Origin of the sequence: Enterobacter sp. BNK-18 (assembly GCF_047456135.1) — a bacterium.
Taxonomy (GTDB): domain Bacteria; phylum Pseudomonadota; class Gammaproteobacteria; order Enterobacterales; family Enterobacteriaceae; genus Enterobacter; species Enterobacter ludwigii.
On the sequence record NZ_CP179899.1, the window covers coordinates 1105623 to 1120532 of the forward strand.

A 14910-nucleotide genomic window follows, 5' to 3' on the forward strand; every position below is an offset into this window, starting at 1 on the left:
AACATTACCGTTCGAAAAGCAGACCAAGCAGCATGTGGTAATGCTGTTCCTCTTCAGGCCCATCGGCCTTTTCGAGGCGGCTTAAGAGTTTGGTACAGAGCGATTTGCGATTCAGATTTCGCCCGTCGCTAAGAATCTCAACCACGACCTGACCGAGCGTCTCCTGTTGGGTAGGAAGCGCGGCTTTCTCGAAGTAGTGCGCGATCGCTGCTGCTGAATCTGTGACATAATCCTTCTGCTGCATGTTTCGCTCCTGTAAAAAAATGTAATCACTAACGTTACATTTAAGGTATACATAATTTCCAAATCTGTACATAGAAAATGTACAATTTTTTAAAATAATTGTGATATATTTTATAAATTCTATATTTATCAGGTGGTTGAGTCATAAAAATGAAGCATTTCCGTTACAGAATATATTGTACAATACCCACCATGATGGATAAGTTGTACAACGCAGGAAACGGATGCGTTAGGTGCCGTAAATGGTTGAGATGTAAATTATTTGTCACGTAATTAATATGCTATAACAGATGTTTACCGACGTGTTTTTGTGGCCAACCCCTAACCCCCTTCAGGATAAGCATGCTTACAACCATCATATACCGCAGTCATATCTGCGAGGACGTTCCAGTGAAAGCGCTGGAAAACATGGTAGCTGCTGCAAATAGTAAAAACCGGCAATCCAATGTCACGGGGATCTTGCTGTTTAACGGCACGCATTTTTTTCAGTTGCTCGAAGGCCCAGCGGAAAACGTTTCATCCATTTACGAGCAGATTTGCCAGGACACGCGCCACCATAACGTGGTGGAGCTGATGCGCGATCACGGCCCCTCCCGACGCTTCGGCAAGGTTGGCATGGAGCTTTTTGACTTGCGTCAGTTCGACAGGGAAGAGGTGCTTCAGCAGGTTCTCGACAAAGGCACCAGCAGGTATCAACTGACATATAGCGATCGCGCCCTGCAGTTTTTCCGCACCTTCGTGGAGGCCACGGAGAAAGCCAACTATTTTGAACTGCCGCCTGCAGATGCCTGGGATTTCATCCCGGAAGAGACGCATTTATCGGCGCAACCGGAGGTGGTGGCTAAAGGCGCGGATTGCAGCTTTGCGTTCCAGCCTATCGTGGATCCGTTTATGCAGCAGGTCGTCTCCTGGGAGGCCTTGATCCGCACGCCCACCGGTGAATCGCCCGGAACCTATTTTGCCCAAATTCCTCGAGAAGAGGTGTACGCCTCTGATTTGAAAAGCAAGCAGGTTGCGCTCTCCATGGCGAGCGCTCTGGGATTACAGGATCAGACATTATCCATTAACCTGCTGCCCATGACGCTGGTCAACGTGCCTGGCGCCGTGGATTTCCTGCTGACGGCCATTGACGCGAATGGCTTTGTGCCGGAGCAGATTGTGGTGGAATTCACCGAGAGCGAAGCGATTTCCCGTTTTGAAGAGTTTACCCATTCGGTCAGGCAGCTAAAAAGTGCCGGTATCAGCGTAACCATCGATCACTTTGGTGCCGGTTTTGCCGGTCTGCAGTTACTGGCGCAATTCCAGCCTGACAGAATTAAGATTAACCGCGATCTGGTCGCGAATGTGCACAAAAGCGGCCCGCGGCAGGCCATCATTCAGGCGATTATCACCTGCTGTTCCTCGCTGGAGATCCAGTTCTGTGCCGTCGGCGTTGAGAAGCCTGAAGAGTGGATGTGGCTGGAGTCTGCAGGCATTTCCCAGTTCCAGGGGCACCTGTTTGCCAGCCCGCGTCACGGGGGAATTCCGGCGATCGCGTGGCCAGAGAAGAAGTTTGAATTTTGAGAAAGCTGTACATAAACCTGCAAGCTTGACTGTACGCGCGGCAAAATTTGTACAACAATACATTAACGGGTGAAGGAACTTGTATACCCTTCACCCGCTCAAAAAGAGGCCTTAGTTATACAAATGGTTTGTACAATCTGATAAGGTTGGTCTGGTTGGGTATGGAAGTTCTAAGCGTGAGGGAGTTAATGGCCTATTACAGTATCGGCGAAGTGGCCGAACGATGCGGTATCAACCCCGTTACGCTGCGTGCCTGGCAGCGCCGTTATGGATTGTTGAAGCCGCAGCGAAGCGAAGGGGGCCATCGTCAGTTTGACGATGAAGATATCCTGCGTATTGAAGAGATCAAACGCCTGATGAAAAGCGGCGTTTCGGTCGGCAAAGTCAAAGGCTTGCTGGAAAACAAAGAAGTGATGACTCAGGGTAACTGGGCATCAATCCAGGAAGAGATGATGACGGTTTTGCGTTATGCCAGCCCGGCAAAGCTGCGCGCCAAAATAGGCGAATTCCGCCGCGATCACGCGATGGATGCGCTTATCGATAATATTATTTCTCCCGTTCGTCAGCGAATGAATCAGGATCAAAATACGGTGCGTCATATGGCGAGCCTGCTTGACGGTGTGCTGATAGAATTTGCTGTCGCAAGCCTGGCGGAGTCACGTAAGAAAGCCGGTAAAGATGCTCTGCTTATTGGCTGGGAGTGCGATGACCGGACCCACCTGTGGCTTGAGGCTGCGCGTCTGGCACAGAAGGGGTGGCATATTGATGTGCTGGCCGACCCGATTGATTCCCCTCGTCCGGAACTTTTTCCTGGGCAAAGAATTTTCGTCTGGACCGGTAAAGCGCCGACGCCGCGTCAGCAGGAACTGCTTGACCACTGGCGTGAACAGGGTTTTGTTGTCTCCTTTCATCATTAATTTCCGCAGGCCTTGAAGGCCTTTTTTTTTGCCCGTCGTTTCTCTGGATAAAATCTATCTTAAAAATAGGCATTTCCGATGCATATTTTACTTTTCCCCTTTACTCCGCTTTTCTGATTCGATAACCCATTATTTTTCAAAGTATTGCACAATTAAATCCATCCCGCCCGCATCCGCTGACAGGGTCTATGCTTAATAAAAGTATGCAAAAAGGGCGATTTAGCCCAATGCCCCTGCTGACAGAGGGTTGAAGTGATAATCGTTATCACTAACATGGTGTTATGCCCTGGGGCTTATTAGATGAGGTGGACCTATGGAACTGCATTCAGAAACCTTCAATCCTGCCGACTTCGCCTGGCGTGGCTTAACGCTCACGCCAGCGGCGGCGGCACATATTCACGAACTTGTGGCGAAAAAGCCAGAGATCCTCGGCGTGCGCCTGGGGGTGAAACAGACCGGCTGCGCAGGATTCGGTTACGTGCTCGATACCGTCACAGAACCCGAGAAAGATGATCTGGTATTCGAAACTGACGGCGCAAAATTGTATGTCGCCCTGCAGGCCATGCCGTTTATTGACGGCACGGAAGTGGACTACGTACGTGAAGGTTTAAACCAGTTATTCAAATTTCATAACCCGAAAGCCCAGAACGAATGTGGGTGCGGCGAAAGCTTTGGGGTATAGGCGGTACTATGTCTCGTAATACTGAAGCAACGAGTGATGTTAACACCTGGAGCGGCGGCCACCTTAATTATAAAGAGGGGTTCTTTACTCAGCTGCAGACCGATGAACTGGCGAAAGGCATCAATGAAGATGTCGTCAGGGCGATCTCGGCCAAACGCAATGAACCTGAGTGGATGCTTGAGTTTCGTCTGAGCGCCTTCCGGGCGTGGCTGGAAATGGAAGAACCTCACTGGCTGAAAGCGCATTATGACAAGCTGAACTATCAGGATTACAGCTACTACTCTGCGCCATCCTGCGGGAGTTGCGACGATACCTGCGCCTCACAGCCTGGCGCGGTGCAGCAAACCGGTGCGGACAACAGCTTCCTGAGCAAAGAAGTGGAAGAGGCATTTAACCAGCTGGGTGTGCCCGTTCGTGAAGGGAAAGATGTGGCGGTGGACGCCATTTTTGACTCCGTCTCAGTGGCGACAACCTACCGTGAAAAACTGGCAGAGCAGGGGATTATTTTCTGCTCCTTCGGCGAAGCGATTCACGAGCACCCTGAGCTGGTGAAAAAGTACATCGGCACCGTGGTGCCAAGTAACGATAACTTTTTTGCCGCGCTTAATGCGGCGGTAGCGTCTGATGGCACCTTTATCTACGTGCCAAAAGGCGTTCGCTGCCCGATGGAGTTGTCGACCTATTTCCGTATCAACGCGGAAAAAACCGGTCAGTTCGAACGCACCATTCTGGTGGCCGATGAAGGCAGCTACGTCAGTTACATTGAAGGGTGCTCCGCACCGGTCCGTGACAGCTACCAGCTTCACGCCGCGGTGGTTGAAGTCATCATCCATAAAGATGCCGAGGTGAAATACTCCACGGTGCAGAACTGGTTCCCGGGCGATGGCAACACCGGCGGTATTCTGAACTTCGTGACCAAGCGTGCGCTGTGCGAAGGCGAAAACAGCAAAATGTCCTGGACCCAGTCGGAAACCGGCTCTGCGATCACCTGGAAATACCCGAGCTGTATTCTGCGTGGGGATAACTCGATCGGTGAGTTCTACTCCGTGGCGCTGACCAGCGGCCATCAGCAGGCAGATACGGGTACCAAGATGATCCACATCGGTAAAAACACCCGGTCGACCATTATTTCCAAAGGCATCTCCGCCGGGCACAGTCAGAACAGCTATCGTGGGCTGGTCAAAATCATGCCGACGGCCACCAATGCCCGAAACTTTACCCAGTGTGACTCAATGTTAATTGGCGCAGACTGCGGGGCACACACCTTCCCGTACGTTGAATGCCGTAACAATACCGCCCAGCTTGAGCACGAGGCGACGACGTCACGTATTGGGGAAGATCAGCTCTTCTACTGCCTGCAGCGCGGGATCAGTGAGGAGGATGCCATCTCAATGATTGTGAACGGCTTCTGTAAGGATGTGTTCTCTGAACTGCCGCTGGAATTTGCCGTTGAAGCCCAGAAACTCCTCGCCATTAGTCTTGAACACAGCGTCGGTTAAGGAAAGCACATGTTAAGTATTAAAGATTTACAGGTTAGCGTGGAAGACAAAGAGATCCTGCGTGGTCTCAATTTTGACGTCAAACCGGGTGAAGTCCACGCCATTATGGGGCCCAATGGCTCCGGGAAAAGTACGCTCTCCGCGACGCTGGCAGGACGCGAAGATTACGAAGTGACCCACGGGTCGGTCGAGTTTAACGGCAAAGATTTGCTGGAGATGTCGGTGGAAGAGCGGGCCGGTGAAGGTATCTTTATGGCCTTCCAGTATCCGGTGGAGATCCCGGGGGTGAGTAACCAGTTCTTTCTGCAAACGGCGCTGAACGCGGTACGTAAATATCGCGGACTGGAAGCGCTGGACCGCTTTGATTTCCAGGACCTGATGGAAGAGAAGATTAAGTTGCTGAAAATGCCGGAAGACCTGCTGACCCGCTCGGTCAACGTCGGTTTTTCAGGCGGTGAGAAAAAGCGTAACGACATTCTGCAGATGGCGGTCCTTGAGCCTGAACTGTGTATTCTGGATGAGACCGACTCCGGTCTGGATATTGATGCCCTGAAGATTGTCGCCGATGGGGTGAACTCCCTGCGCGACGGCAAACGCGCGTTCATCATCGTCACTCACTACCAGCGTATTCTGGATTACATCAAGCCGGATTACGTCCATGTGCTTTACCAGGGGCGTATTGTGAAATCCGGTGATTTCACGCTGGTTAAACAACTGGAGGAGCAGGGTTATGGCTGGCTTACCGAACAGCAGTAATGCGCTCCAGCAGTGGCACCGTCTGTTTGAAGCGCAGGGCAATACGCGCTCGGAACAGGCGCAACAGCACCTGCAGCAGATGCTGCGTCTCGGTTTGCCGTCACGCAAGCAGGAGAACTGGAAATACACGCCGCTTGATGGCCTGCTGAACGGCGAGTTTGTCTCCCGCCTGGCAGACATCAGCCCGGCGCAGCGTGATGCCCTGGCATTGACCGTGGATGCCGTGCGTCTGGTCTTCGTCGATGGTCAGTTCCGCCCTGAGCTGAGTGACAGCACCCAGGACTGTGGATTTGAGATTGCCATTAACGATGACCGTCAGAGCCTAAGCACCCCGGTACAGCCCGAGGTCTTCCTGCATCTCACCGAGAGCCTGGCGCGGAGCGTGACGCATATTCGCGTTAAGCGTAACCAGCGTCCGGTAAAACCGCTGCTGCTGATGCACATCACCCAGGGAGCAGACGGCGACGAGATCAACACTGCTCACTACCGCCACCATCTTGAGCTGGCGGAAGGGGCGGAGGCCACGGTGATTGAGCATTACGTCAGCCTCAACGAGGCCCGGCACTTTACCGGGGCGCGTTTGACAATGCATGTTGCCGCCAATGCCCAACTTCACCATATCAAACTGGCGTTTGAAAACCCGCAGAGCCACCACTTTGCGCATAACGACATGCTGCTTGGACAAGATGCCGCGGCATACAGCCACAGCTTTTTGCTGGGCGGCGCGGTACTGCGCCATAACACCAGCACGCAGCTTAACGGCGAGAATACAACGCTTCGCATCAACAGCCTGGCGATGCCGGTTAAAACGCAAGTGTGCGATACACGCACCTGGCTTGAGCACAACAAAGGTTACTGTAACAGTCGCCAGCTGCACAAAACCATTGTCAGCGACAAAGGGCGGGCGGTGTTTAACGGCCTGATTAACGTGGCGCAGCACGCGATTAAAACCGACGGGCAGATGACCAACAACAACCTGTTATTAGGACGCCTGGCGGAAGTGGACACCAAACCACAGCTTGAAATCTATGCTGATGACGTGAAGTGCAGCCATGGCGCGACGGTCGGGCGAATTGATGACGAACAGATGTTCTATTTACGCTCCCGCGGTATCGACCAGCAGGCGGCGCAGCAAATGATTATCTATGCGTTTGCCGCTGAACTGACGGAAGCGCTGCACGATGGCCTGTTAAAACAGCAGGTGCTGGCCCGTATCGGGCAGCGTCTGCCTGGAGGCGAAGCATGAGTTTTCCCGTAGAGAAAGTACGGGCAGATTTTCCGGTTCTGACCCGTGAAGTGAACGGTCTGCCCCTGGCGTATCTGGACAGTGCGGCCAGCGCGCAGAAACCGAATCAGGTGATCGAAGCGGAAGCGGAATTCTACCGCCACGGTTATGCTGCCGTGCACCGGGGGATCCACACCCTGAGTGCGGAGGCGACCCAGCGTATGGAAAATGTGCGTACCCAAATCGCCGCTTTCCTCAATGCACGCTCGCCAGAGGAACTGGTGTTTGTGCGTGGTACCACCGAGGGGATCAACCTTGTTGCCAACAGCTGGGGCAACGCGCAGCTCCACGCGGGGGATAACATCATCATCACCCAGATGGAGCACCATGCCAATATCGTGCCGTGGCAGATGCTCTGTGAGCGTGTCGGTGCGCAACTGAGGGTGATCCCATTGAACGTTGATGGCACCCTGCAGCTTGAGCAACTTGACGCGTTGCTGGATACGCGTACGCGGCTGGTGGCCGTGACCCAGGTTTCTAACGTGCTGGGAACCGAGAACCCGGTGGCAGCGATTATTGAGAAAGCCCACCAGGCTGGCGCGAAGGTGCTGATTGATGGTGCGCAGGCGGTCATGCACCACGCGGTCGACGTCCAGGCGCTGGACTGCGATTTCTACGTCTTCTCCGGGCACAAGCTCTATGGGCCGACCGGGATTGGCGTGCTGTACGTGAAAGAAGATATTCTGCAGGCGATGCCACCGTGGGAAGGGGGCGGCTCGATGATTGCGACCGTCAGTCTCTCAGAGGGGACCACCTACGCACGCGCACCGTGGCGCTTTGAAGCTGGCACGCCGAATACCGGCGGGATTATCGGGCTGGGGGCAGCCATCTCCTATGTTACGTCTGTTGGCCTTGACGCGATTCAGGAGTACGAACACCTGCTGATGCACTACGCGCTGCAGGAGCTTGCCAGCGTACCGGCGCTGACCCTGTACGGCCCGGCGGACCGCCAGGGGGTGATTGCGTTCAATCTGGGTAAACACCATGCATACGATGTGGGCAGTTTCCTCGATAATTACGGCGTGGCCGTTCGCACCGGACACCACTGTGCTATGCCGTTGATGGCGTTTTACCAGGTGCCGGCGATGTGCCGCGCATCGCTGGTGATGTACAACACAACGGAAGAGGTCGACAGGCTGGTGGCGGGGCTTAAACGCATTCACCAGTTGCTGGGCTAACGGAGAGGCGAAAGATGGCAGATTTGCCGGATAAAGAAAAATTACTGCGTAACTTCGGGCGTTGCGCAAACTGGGAAGAGAAGTACCTCTATATCATTGAACTGGGCCAGCGTTTACCGCCGCTCAGCGAAGAGGCACACAACCCGGAAAATATTATTCAGGGCTGTCAGAGCCAGGTCTGGATTGTGATGGAGCAGACGCGCGACGGCGTGATCGAATTACAGGGCGACAGTGATGCCGCTATTGTGAAAGGGCTTATTGCGGTGGTATTTATTCTCTATCACCAGATGTCAGCGCAGGATATTGTCGCTTTTGATGTCCGCCCGTGGTTTGAAAAAATGGCCCTGACCCAACACCTCACCCCGTCCCGTTCCCAGGGGCTGGAAGCGATGATTCGCGCCATCCGCGCCAAAGCTGCAATCCTTAGCTAGACTTACAGAACAGCATTCATTCTGTTTCGCGAGGTGGTTCCCGCCTCGCTGGTTTTTCAGCTTTCTGGCATCCGGCCAGTGAATAAGGAATCTCAGCATGAAGCGCGCGTCTCTAATAACTCTATTACTCCTGGGTTCGCTCGGTGCTCTTAATTCGGCCCGCGCGATGGATTACCCGTTGCCGCCCGCAGGCAGCCGTCTGATTGGGCAAAATCAAACCTACACGATACAGGAAGGGGATAATAAACTTCAGACCATCGCTCGCCGGTTTAATACTGCCGCACAGCTTATCCTTGAAGCCAATAATACTATTGCGCCGGTAAACCCTGCGCCGGGGACGGTGATCACGATCCCTTCGCAGATGCTGTTGCCCGACACGCCCCGTGAGGGGATTGTCGTGAACCTGGCGGAGCTGCGGCTTTACTACTTCCCGCCGGGCGAAAACATTGTTCAGGTTTTCCCGCTCGGCATTGGGCAACTGGGACTGGAAACGCCGGTCACCACCACCCGGGTCAGCCAAAAGATCCCTAATCCTACCTGGACCCCAACACCGGGCATCAGAGCGCGCTCTCTGGAGCAGGGCATCAAATTACCGCCCGTGGTCCCGGCCGGGCCAAATAACCCGCTAGGACGCTTTGCATTGCGTTTAGGCGTGGGTCGCGGGGAATACCTGATCCACGGCACCAGCGCACCGGACAGCGTCGGCCTGCGGGTCAGCTCCGGCTGTATGCGCATGAACGCGCCGGATATCAAAGCGCTGTTTGAGCAGGTGCGGGTCGGCACGCGGGTGCAAATCATTAATGAGCCGGTGAAGTTCTCCGTCGAGCCTGACGGTAAACGCTATATTGAAGTGCATCGTCCGCTGGCGCAGGTTGAGGGTGAAAACCCCCAGATGACACCCATTTCGCATTCCGCAGACTTTGCGACGTTTGTCTCGCAGTCAGGAAGTGATAAAGCGCTTATCGATAAAGCCTTGTCACGCCGCGCGGGGATCCCGGTAGCCGTGTCGGCCGATAACGGCGCGTCAGCGCGTCAGAACGTGTTGTCAGTACAGAACAGTCGGATATCCGCTGCGGTCGCGGAAGATGACGGTGAGAAGGTGACGCAGTAGGGGTTTGACGCAGACAAAAAAAATGGCGCACAATGTGCGCCATTTTATTAACAGGTACTATTACTTACGGTATTTAGTAGCCTGGTTGTCCAGACGCTGGTTAGCGCGAGCTGCGTCGTCTTTAGCAGCCTGAACGTCGGAACGCATTGCGTTCACGTCGTTGCTCAGCTGGTCAACTTTAGCGTTCAGAGTCTGAACGTCAGAAGACAGCTGATCGATTTTAGCGTTGCTGGAGCAACCAGCCAGCAGAGTAGAACCCAGGATTACCGCGCCCAGTACCAGTTTAGTACGATTCATTATTAATACCCTCTAGATTGAGTTAATCTCCATGTAGCGTTACAAGTATTACACAAAGTTTTTTAGGTTGAGAATATTTTTTTGATGGGAATACGCCTATTTTTGATCGTTCGCTCAAAGAAGCATCGAATCGGCCCTTTTTTGGCAAAAAGCTCTGTAAAAAAAGGCATTTTTCATCGGATTCATCTTAGATAATTCACAATTAAATAGAGAAACCCGATTTGCTTTTTGAATGACTTTGGCTAATGCATGAAATAAAAAAAGCGTCCCGGAGGACGCTTTTTATGAAAATTAATTCGTTCGGGAATTATTACAGCACGTGAACAGATGCTGTGTTGGTGGTTCCGCTTGGTACCAGCGCACCAGAAACCATGACCACAACGTCGCCTTTCTGTGCCAGGCCGCTTTCCAGCGCCAGCGCTTTACCCTGAATGTAGAAATCGTCGGTAGACGCGATTTCTTTCACCAGATGCGCAACCACGCCTTTGCTCAGCACCAGCTGACGGGCAGTGGTTTCGTTGGTGGTCAGCGCCAGGATCGTCGCGTCCGGGAAGTATTTACGGACTGCGCGAGCAGATTTACCGCCCTGGGTGGCAACCACAATCAGAGGCGCTTCCAGTTTCTCAGCGGTTTCTACCGCACCGCGGCAGACTGCTTCGGTAATACGCAGTTTGCGGCTGTCGTTGTTGAAGTCCAGACGGCTGGTCATCACGCGGTCAGTACGTTCGCAAATGGTCGCCATGATGCCAACGGCTTCCAGCGGGTATTTACCTTTCGCGGATTCGCCGGACAGCATGACTGCATCGGTACCGTCGAGGATGGCGTTAGCCACGTCGCCAGCTTCTGCGCGGGTTGGGCGTGGGTTTTTGATCATGGAATCCAGCATCTGCGTTGCGGTGATAACCACTTTACGCGCGCGAACACACTTCTCGATCATCATCTTCTGCGCGAAGATAACTTCTTCAACCGGGATTTCAACACCCAGGTCACCACGTGCAACCATGATGCCGTCTGATGCTTCGAGGATTTCGTCGAAGTTGTTCAGGCCTTCCTGGTTTTCGATTTTGGAGATGATCTGGATCTTCTCGCCGCCGTGCGCTTTCAGGTGCTCACGGATTTCAACCACGTCGGAACGTTTACGAATGAAGGATGCCGCAACGAAGTCGACGCCTTGCTCGCAACCGAAGATCAGGTCTTGTTTGTCTTTTTCAGCCAGGGCTGGCAGCGCGATGGAAACGCCTGGCAGGTTAACGCCTTTGTTTTCACCCAGGTCGCCGTTGTTCAGCACTTTACAGATAACCTTGTTACCTTCGATGGCGGTCACTTCCATGCCGATCAGACCATCGTCTACCAGCACGGTGTTGCCAACGGACAGGTCGCTGGTGAAACCTTCATAGGTGACCGCAACGATTTCGTTGTTACCGACAACAGTCTTGTCAGTGGTGAAGGTGAAGGTCTGGCCGGCTTTCAGAGAGACGTCGTTACCGCCTTCCAGTTTGATGGTGCGGATTTCTGGACCTTTGGTATCCAGCAGGATGGCTGCTTTTTTACCGGTCTTGCTCATCACGTTGCGCAAGTTCTGGATACGCTGACCGTGTTCAGCATAGTCACCGTGGGAGAAGTTCAGACGCATAACGTTCATGCCGGCGTCCAGCATTTTGCTCAGCATCTCTTCAGATTCGGTTTTCGGGCCGATAGTACAAACAATTTTCGTCTTTTTCATGACAGTCTTAGTCTTTAAGTTGGGAAGGATATGGAAATCTCGCTCCGGGGGCGCACCGCCGCGGAGTCAAACCTGTGTTGCAAAAGAGTATATGACACGCACTAAGGATAGGAGACATCAAATGAGCGTGCAGAAGAAAGTGTGCCTGAGTGACAGCCCAACGAAGGAGAGGAGTAGTTGTACGTTGTTTTTTGTATTCCAAGCGCTGAAACCATTCACCAGGGATTAGGCGCGCATTATACGCTGATTTTAAGATAAAAGGAAAATGAAAACAGCGTTTCAAAAATAATCTGTGCAGATCCACATGAGATTGTTATCAAGGCGTTAAGGTTAGATGACATCTTATCGCGGCAGGTGCGTGACCTGCCGCGTTTTGCTTAGTTTTTCAGCGCCTGGCTGAGGTCGGCAATCAGATCTTTGGCATCTTCAATGCCCACGGACAGGCGAATCAGCTGCGGTACTATGCCGTTGGCCAGCCGCTGTTCAAGCGGAATCGAAGCGTGAGTCATGCTGTAAGGCTGGCTGACCAGACTTTCCACGCCACCCAGGCTTTCGGCGAGGGTGAATAATTTCAGTGCGCGGATCACCTCTGTGGCCCGTTGCGCATCGCCTTTCACCACCAGAGAAATCATGCCGCCCGGCAGCGCCATCTGCGTGCGGGCAAGCGAATATTGCGGGTGTGATTCCAGCCCAGGATAAAATACCTTTTCGACCTGCGGCTGTTGCTCCAGCCATTGCGCAATGGCCAGCGCGTTGGTGCTGTGCTTTTCTACCCGCAGCGACAGCGTACGAATACCGCGCAGCGTCAGGAAGCTGCTAAACGGATCCAGTACACCGCCGACCGCGTTCTGCAGGTAGGCAAGCTTGTCCGCCAGCGCGGCGTTATTTCCCACAACCGCCAGTCCGGCGACCACGTCCGAGTGACCATTCAGGTATTTGGTGGCAGAGTGCACGACGATGTCGAAACCCGTTTCCAGCGGGCGATGGATGATGGGCGACGCGAAGGTATTATCGGCCACGCTGATGACGTGATGACGACGGGCGATGTCGGCGATAGCCGCCAGATCCGCCAGTTTAAGCAACGGATTGGTTGGCGTTTCAACCCATACCATCCGCGTATCCGGCCGAATGGCGGCTTCAAGACCGGCCAAATCGTCCGGCTTGACCCAGCTCACCTGCAGGCCGGTGCTACGTTTGCGCACGTTTTCAATCAGGCGCCAGGTCCCGCCGTAGACATCGTCAATGGCGACGATATGGCTGTCTTTATCCAGCAGTTCAAGCACGGTAGAGATGGCGGCGAGGCCGGAAGCGAAGGCATAGCCGCGGGTCCCGCCTTCCAGTTCGGCGATGGCGGTTTCCAGCGCATGGCGGGTCGGGTTGCCGCTGCGCGAATATTCATAGCCGGTGTGCTCGCCGGGTGACGGTTGCGCAAACGTGGAGGTGGCGTAAATCGGGGGCATGACCGCGCCATGCCGATCGTTAAACTCACCGCTGTGTACGCTCAGGGTTGCCAGATTTTTCATCATGTATTCCTTTATTGCTGAAGACGGTTGCGCCAGGCGGTAAGAACATCGCTGCGCGTAATCAGGCCCAGGAAGCGGTCATTGTCATTAATGACCGCCACCAGACCGCGATCGAAAATGGCGTTCAGGGCGCTTTCCGGGGCGTTTTTATCGAGGAACTCCACCTGACGGGTCATTGCCGCGGTCACGGGAAGCGAGAAGCGGTCGCCATCGCCACCGATATGGCGCAGAAGATCCCACTCGTCGATGATGCCCACGACCTGGCCGTTCTCCAGGACCGGCAGCTGGGAGATGTCATACAAACGCATCCGCGCCAGTACGGTGGAGAGGGTGTCATCCGGCGCGGCGGTGACGGTTGCGCCTTCATCGTGGCGCAGGGCAATGTAGTCGGAGAGATCGCCAGCCTGCGGCCGGGAGATCAAACCCTGCTGGCGCATCCAGTCATCGTTGAACATCTTTGAGAGATATTTGTTGCCACTGTCGCAGGCGAAGGTCACAACCCGTTTCGGGGTGGTCTGGGCCTGGCAATATTTCAGCGCAGCCGCCAGCAGGGTGCCGCTGGAGGAGCCTGCCAGGATGCCTTCCGTTTTCAGCAGCTCGCGGGCGGTGGTGAAAGCTTCGCGATCGGTGATGCGCCAGGCACGATTCACCCCTTCGATGTGTGCCAGCGGGGGAATAAAGTCTTCACCAATCCCCTCAACCAGCCACGAACCCGCATCCTGATAGCGTCCCGTTTCTACCTGATCGGCCAGGACCGAACCGGCCGGGTCGGCCAGTACAAATTCAGTCTGCGGTGAGTGCTCAGCGAACCACGCCTGTAGCCCACCCAGCGTCCCGCCAGACCCCACGCCGACGACGATGGCGTCAATCTTACCGTCAAGCTGTTCATACAATTCAGGCGCGGTGGTGGTGCGGTGCGCCAGCGGGTTGGCTTCGTTATTAAACTGATCGATGTAATACGCCCCCGGCAGTTCATTCGCCAGACGTTGCGCGTAATCCTGATAGTAGGCAGGGTGGCCCTTATTGACATCGGAGCGGGTCAGTACCACCTGAGCCCCCAGTGCCCGCAGGTGGAAAATCTTCTCGCGGCTCATTTTGTCTGGCACCACCAGGATCAGCGAATAGCCTTTCTGCGCGGCGATCAAGGCCAGGCCAAGACCGGTATTTCCCGCCGTCGCCTCAATGATGGTACCGCCTGGCTGCAGCTGACCGTTGCGCTCCGCTTCGTTAATCATCGACAGTGCAACGCGGTCTTTAATCGAACCGCCCGGGTTCTGGTTTTCCAGCTTCAGAAACAACGAGCAGAGAGCGGTATCAAGCTTATGCAGCTGGATAAGCGGGGTGTGGCCAATCAGTTCGGTGACGGAGTGGTAAATCGTCATGGTGTTTTCCTTTCAGGAGGTCATGACAGGATGATAGGGCGGGGAAATTAACCCCTTAAAGAATCCTTCACTCCGTTTTAGAACAGAAAAGAATATAAATGCCGTTTTTGGATGGAGGGATAGCAAGACGTAAAGTGCTCTGGATGTGAGGATGGCTATATCAGTCAAAAATGCTGAAAAATTAACCGTTTTCATCAGGTGATGAACCACTGATATGCACATGCCAGATAATCATTTCTGAAATTGGTCTAAATGCCTGCCGGTACGAAAATCGCTATTTATTCCTGCAAGTTATAACAAATTCCTTTTTGTTCATTTAA

At 53.9% G+C, this 14910-nt stretch carries 14 protein-coding genes; 9 read left to right on the forward strand and 5 right to left on the reverse strand.

Going from position 1 to position 14910, the window contains the following annotated elements; all coding sequences use genetic code 11:
• Positions 1-4 precede the first annotated feature (4 nt).
• Positions 5-244, reverse strand: coding sequence for a regulatory protein YcgZ (gene ycgZ, locus ACMGG3_RS05295; protein WP_414149655.1), 240 nt, complete (start codon positions 242-244; stop codon positions 5-7).
• Between the two features lie 341 nt (positions 245-585).
• Here ycgZ and ACMGG3_RS05300 point away from each other — a divergent pair, with 341 nt between their 5' ends.
• The 9 genes from ACMGG3_RS05300 to ldtE all read left to right on the forward strand — a co-directional run bounded on the left by ACMGG3_RS05300 (position 586) and on the right by ldtE (position 9665).
• Complete coding sequence (locus tag ACMGG3_RS05300; RefSeq protein WP_414149656.1) at positions 586-1806, forward strand: diguanylate phosphodiesterase; 1221 nt, start codon at positions 586-588, stop codon at positions 1804-1806.
• Positions 1807-1994: 188 nt separating this feature from the next.
• Positions 1995-2723, forward strand: coding sequence for a MerR family transcriptional regulator (locus ACMGG3_RS05305; protein ID WP_020884367.1), 729 nt, complete (start codon positions 1995-1997; stop codon positions 2721-2723).
• Positions 2724-3036: 313 nt separating this feature from the next.
• Complete coding sequence (sufA, locus tag ACMGG3_RS05310; protein WP_008500631.1) at positions 3037-3405, forward strand: Fe-S cluster assembly scaffold SufA; 369 nt, start codon at positions 3037-3039, stop codon at positions 3403-3405.
• Between the two features lie 8 nt (positions 3406-3413).
• Positions 3414-4904, forward strand: coding sequence for a Fe-S cluster assembly protein SufB (gene sufB, locus ACMGG3_RS05315; RefSeq protein WP_414149657.1), 1491 nt, complete (start codon positions 3414-3416; stop codon positions 4902-4904).
• 9 nt (positions 4905-4913) lie between these two features.
• Entirely contained in the window at positions 4914-5660 is a 747-nt protein-coding gene (sufC, locus tag ACMGG3_RS05320) for a Fe-S cluster assembly ATPase SufC (RefSeq protein WP_020884365.1), read from the forward strand.
• Positions 5635-6906: a Fe-S cluster assembly protein SufD gene (sufD, locus tag ACMGG3_RS05325; protein WP_414149658.1), complete on the forward strand. Its 1272-nt coding sequence runs from the start codon at positions 5635-5637 to the stop codon at positions 6904-6906. The genes sufC and sufD overlap by 26 nt, the downstream gene beginning before the upstream one ends.
• On the forward strand, positions 6903-8123 hold the full coding sequence (sufS, locus tag ACMGG3_RS05330) for a cysteine desulfurase SufS (protein ID WP_414149659.1): 1221 nt from the start codon (positions 6903-6905) through the stop codon (positions 8121-8123). The genes sufD and sufS overlap by 4 nt, the downstream gene beginning before the upstream one ends.
• 14 nt (positions 8124-8137) lie before the next feature.
• Positions 8138-8554, forward strand: coding sequence for a cysteine desulfuration protein SufE (gene sufE / locus ACMGG3_RS05335; protein ID WP_025204370.1), 417 nt, complete (start codon positions 8138-8140; stop codon positions 8552-8554).
• 97 nt (positions 8555-8651) lie between these two features.
• Positions 8652-9665: a L,D-transpeptidase LdtE gene (gene ldtE / locus ACMGG3_RS05340; protein WP_414149660.1), complete on the forward strand. Its 1014-nt coding sequence runs from the start codon at positions 8652-8654 to the stop codon at positions 9663-9665.
• A 60-nt stretch (positions 9666-9725) separates the two neighbouring features.
• Here the strand turns inward: ldtE and lpp are convergent, their stop codons facing one another.
• The 4 genes from lpp to ACMGG3_RS05360 form a co-directional block, all read right to left on the reverse strand.
• A complete protein-coding gene (gene lpp / locus ACMGG3_RS05345; protein WP_001082307.1) occupies positions 9726-9962 on the reverse strand; it encodes a murein lipoprotein Lpp in 237 nt (78 codons plus the stop codon).
• Between the two features lie 310 nt (positions 9963-10272).
• Complete coding sequence (pykF, locus tag ACMGG3_RS05350; RefSeq protein WP_014169744.1) at positions 10273-11685, reverse strand: pyruvate kinase PykF; 1413 nt, start codon at positions 11683-11685, stop codon at positions 10273-10275.
• Positions 11686-12062: 377 nt separating this feature from the next.
• Positions 12063-13208 (reverse strand): trans-sulfuration enzyme family protein, encoded by a 1146-nt coding sequence (locus ACMGG3_RS05355; RefSeq protein WP_049022368.1) that lies wholly within the window; start codon positions 13206-13208, stop codon positions 12063-12065.
• A gap of 11 nt (positions 13209-13219) precedes the next feature.
• Positions 13220-14590, reverse strand: a complete 1371-nt coding sequence (locus ACMGG3_RS05360; RefSeq protein ID WP_063435084.1) for a pyridoxal-phosphate dependent enzyme — start codon at positions 14588-14590, stop codon at positions 13220-13222.
• Between the last annotated feature and the right edge of the window lie 320 nt (positions 14591-14910).

Coding starts and splice junctions, on each gene's coding strand:
- lpp (WP_001082307.1), bottom strand. CDS start 9,962: ATGAATCGTACTAAACTGGTACTGGGCGCGGTAATCCTGGGTTCTACT.
- ACMGG3_RS05360 (WP_063435084.1), bottom strand. CDS start 14,590: ATGACGATTTACCACTCCGTCACCGAACTGATTGGCCACACCCCGCTT.
- ycgZ (WP_414149655.1), bottom strand. CDS start 244: ATGCAGCAGAAGGATTATGTCACAGATTCAGCAGCAGCGATCGCGCAC.
- sufS (WP_414149659.1), top strand. CDS start 6,903: ATGAGTTTTCCCGTAGAGAAAGTACGGGCAGATTTTCCGGTTCTGACC.
- sufD (WP_414149658.1), top strand. CDS start 5,635: ATGGCTGGCTTACCGAACAGCAGTAATGCGCTCCAGCAGTGGCACCGT.
- ACMGG3_RS05355 (WP_049022368.1), bottom strand. CDS start 13,208: ATGAAAAATCTGGCAACCCTGAGCGTACACAGCGGTGAGTTTAACGAT.
- pykF (WP_014169744.1), bottom strand. CDS start 11,685: ATGAAAAAGACGAAAATTGTTTGTACTATCGGCCCGAAAACCGAATCT.
- ldtE (WP_414149660.1), top strand. CDS start 8,652: ATGAAGCGCGCGTCTCTAATAACTCTATTACTCCTGGGTTCGCTCGGT.
- sufC (WP_020884365.1), top strand. CDS start 4,914: ATGTTAAGTATTAAAGATTTACAGGTTAGCGTGGAAGACAAAGAGATC.
- sufB (WP_414149657.1), top strand. CDS start 3,414: ATGTCTCGTAATACTGAAGCAACGAGTGATGTTAACACCTGGAGCGGC.
- sufE (WP_025204370.1), top strand. CDS start 8,138: ATGGCAGATTTGCCGGATAAAGAAAAATTACTGCGTAACTTCGGGCGT.
- sufA (WP_008500631.1), top strand. CDS start 3,037: ATGGAACTGCATTCAGAAACCTTCAATCCTGCCGACTTCGCCTGGCGT.
- ACMGG3_RS05300 (WP_414149656.1), top strand. CDS start 586: ATGCTTACAACCATCATATACCGCAGTCATATCTGCGAGGACGTTCCA.
- ACMGG3_RS05305 (WP_020884367.1), top strand. CDS start 1,995: ATGGCCTATTACAGTATCGGCGAAGTGGCCGAACGATGCGGTATCAAC.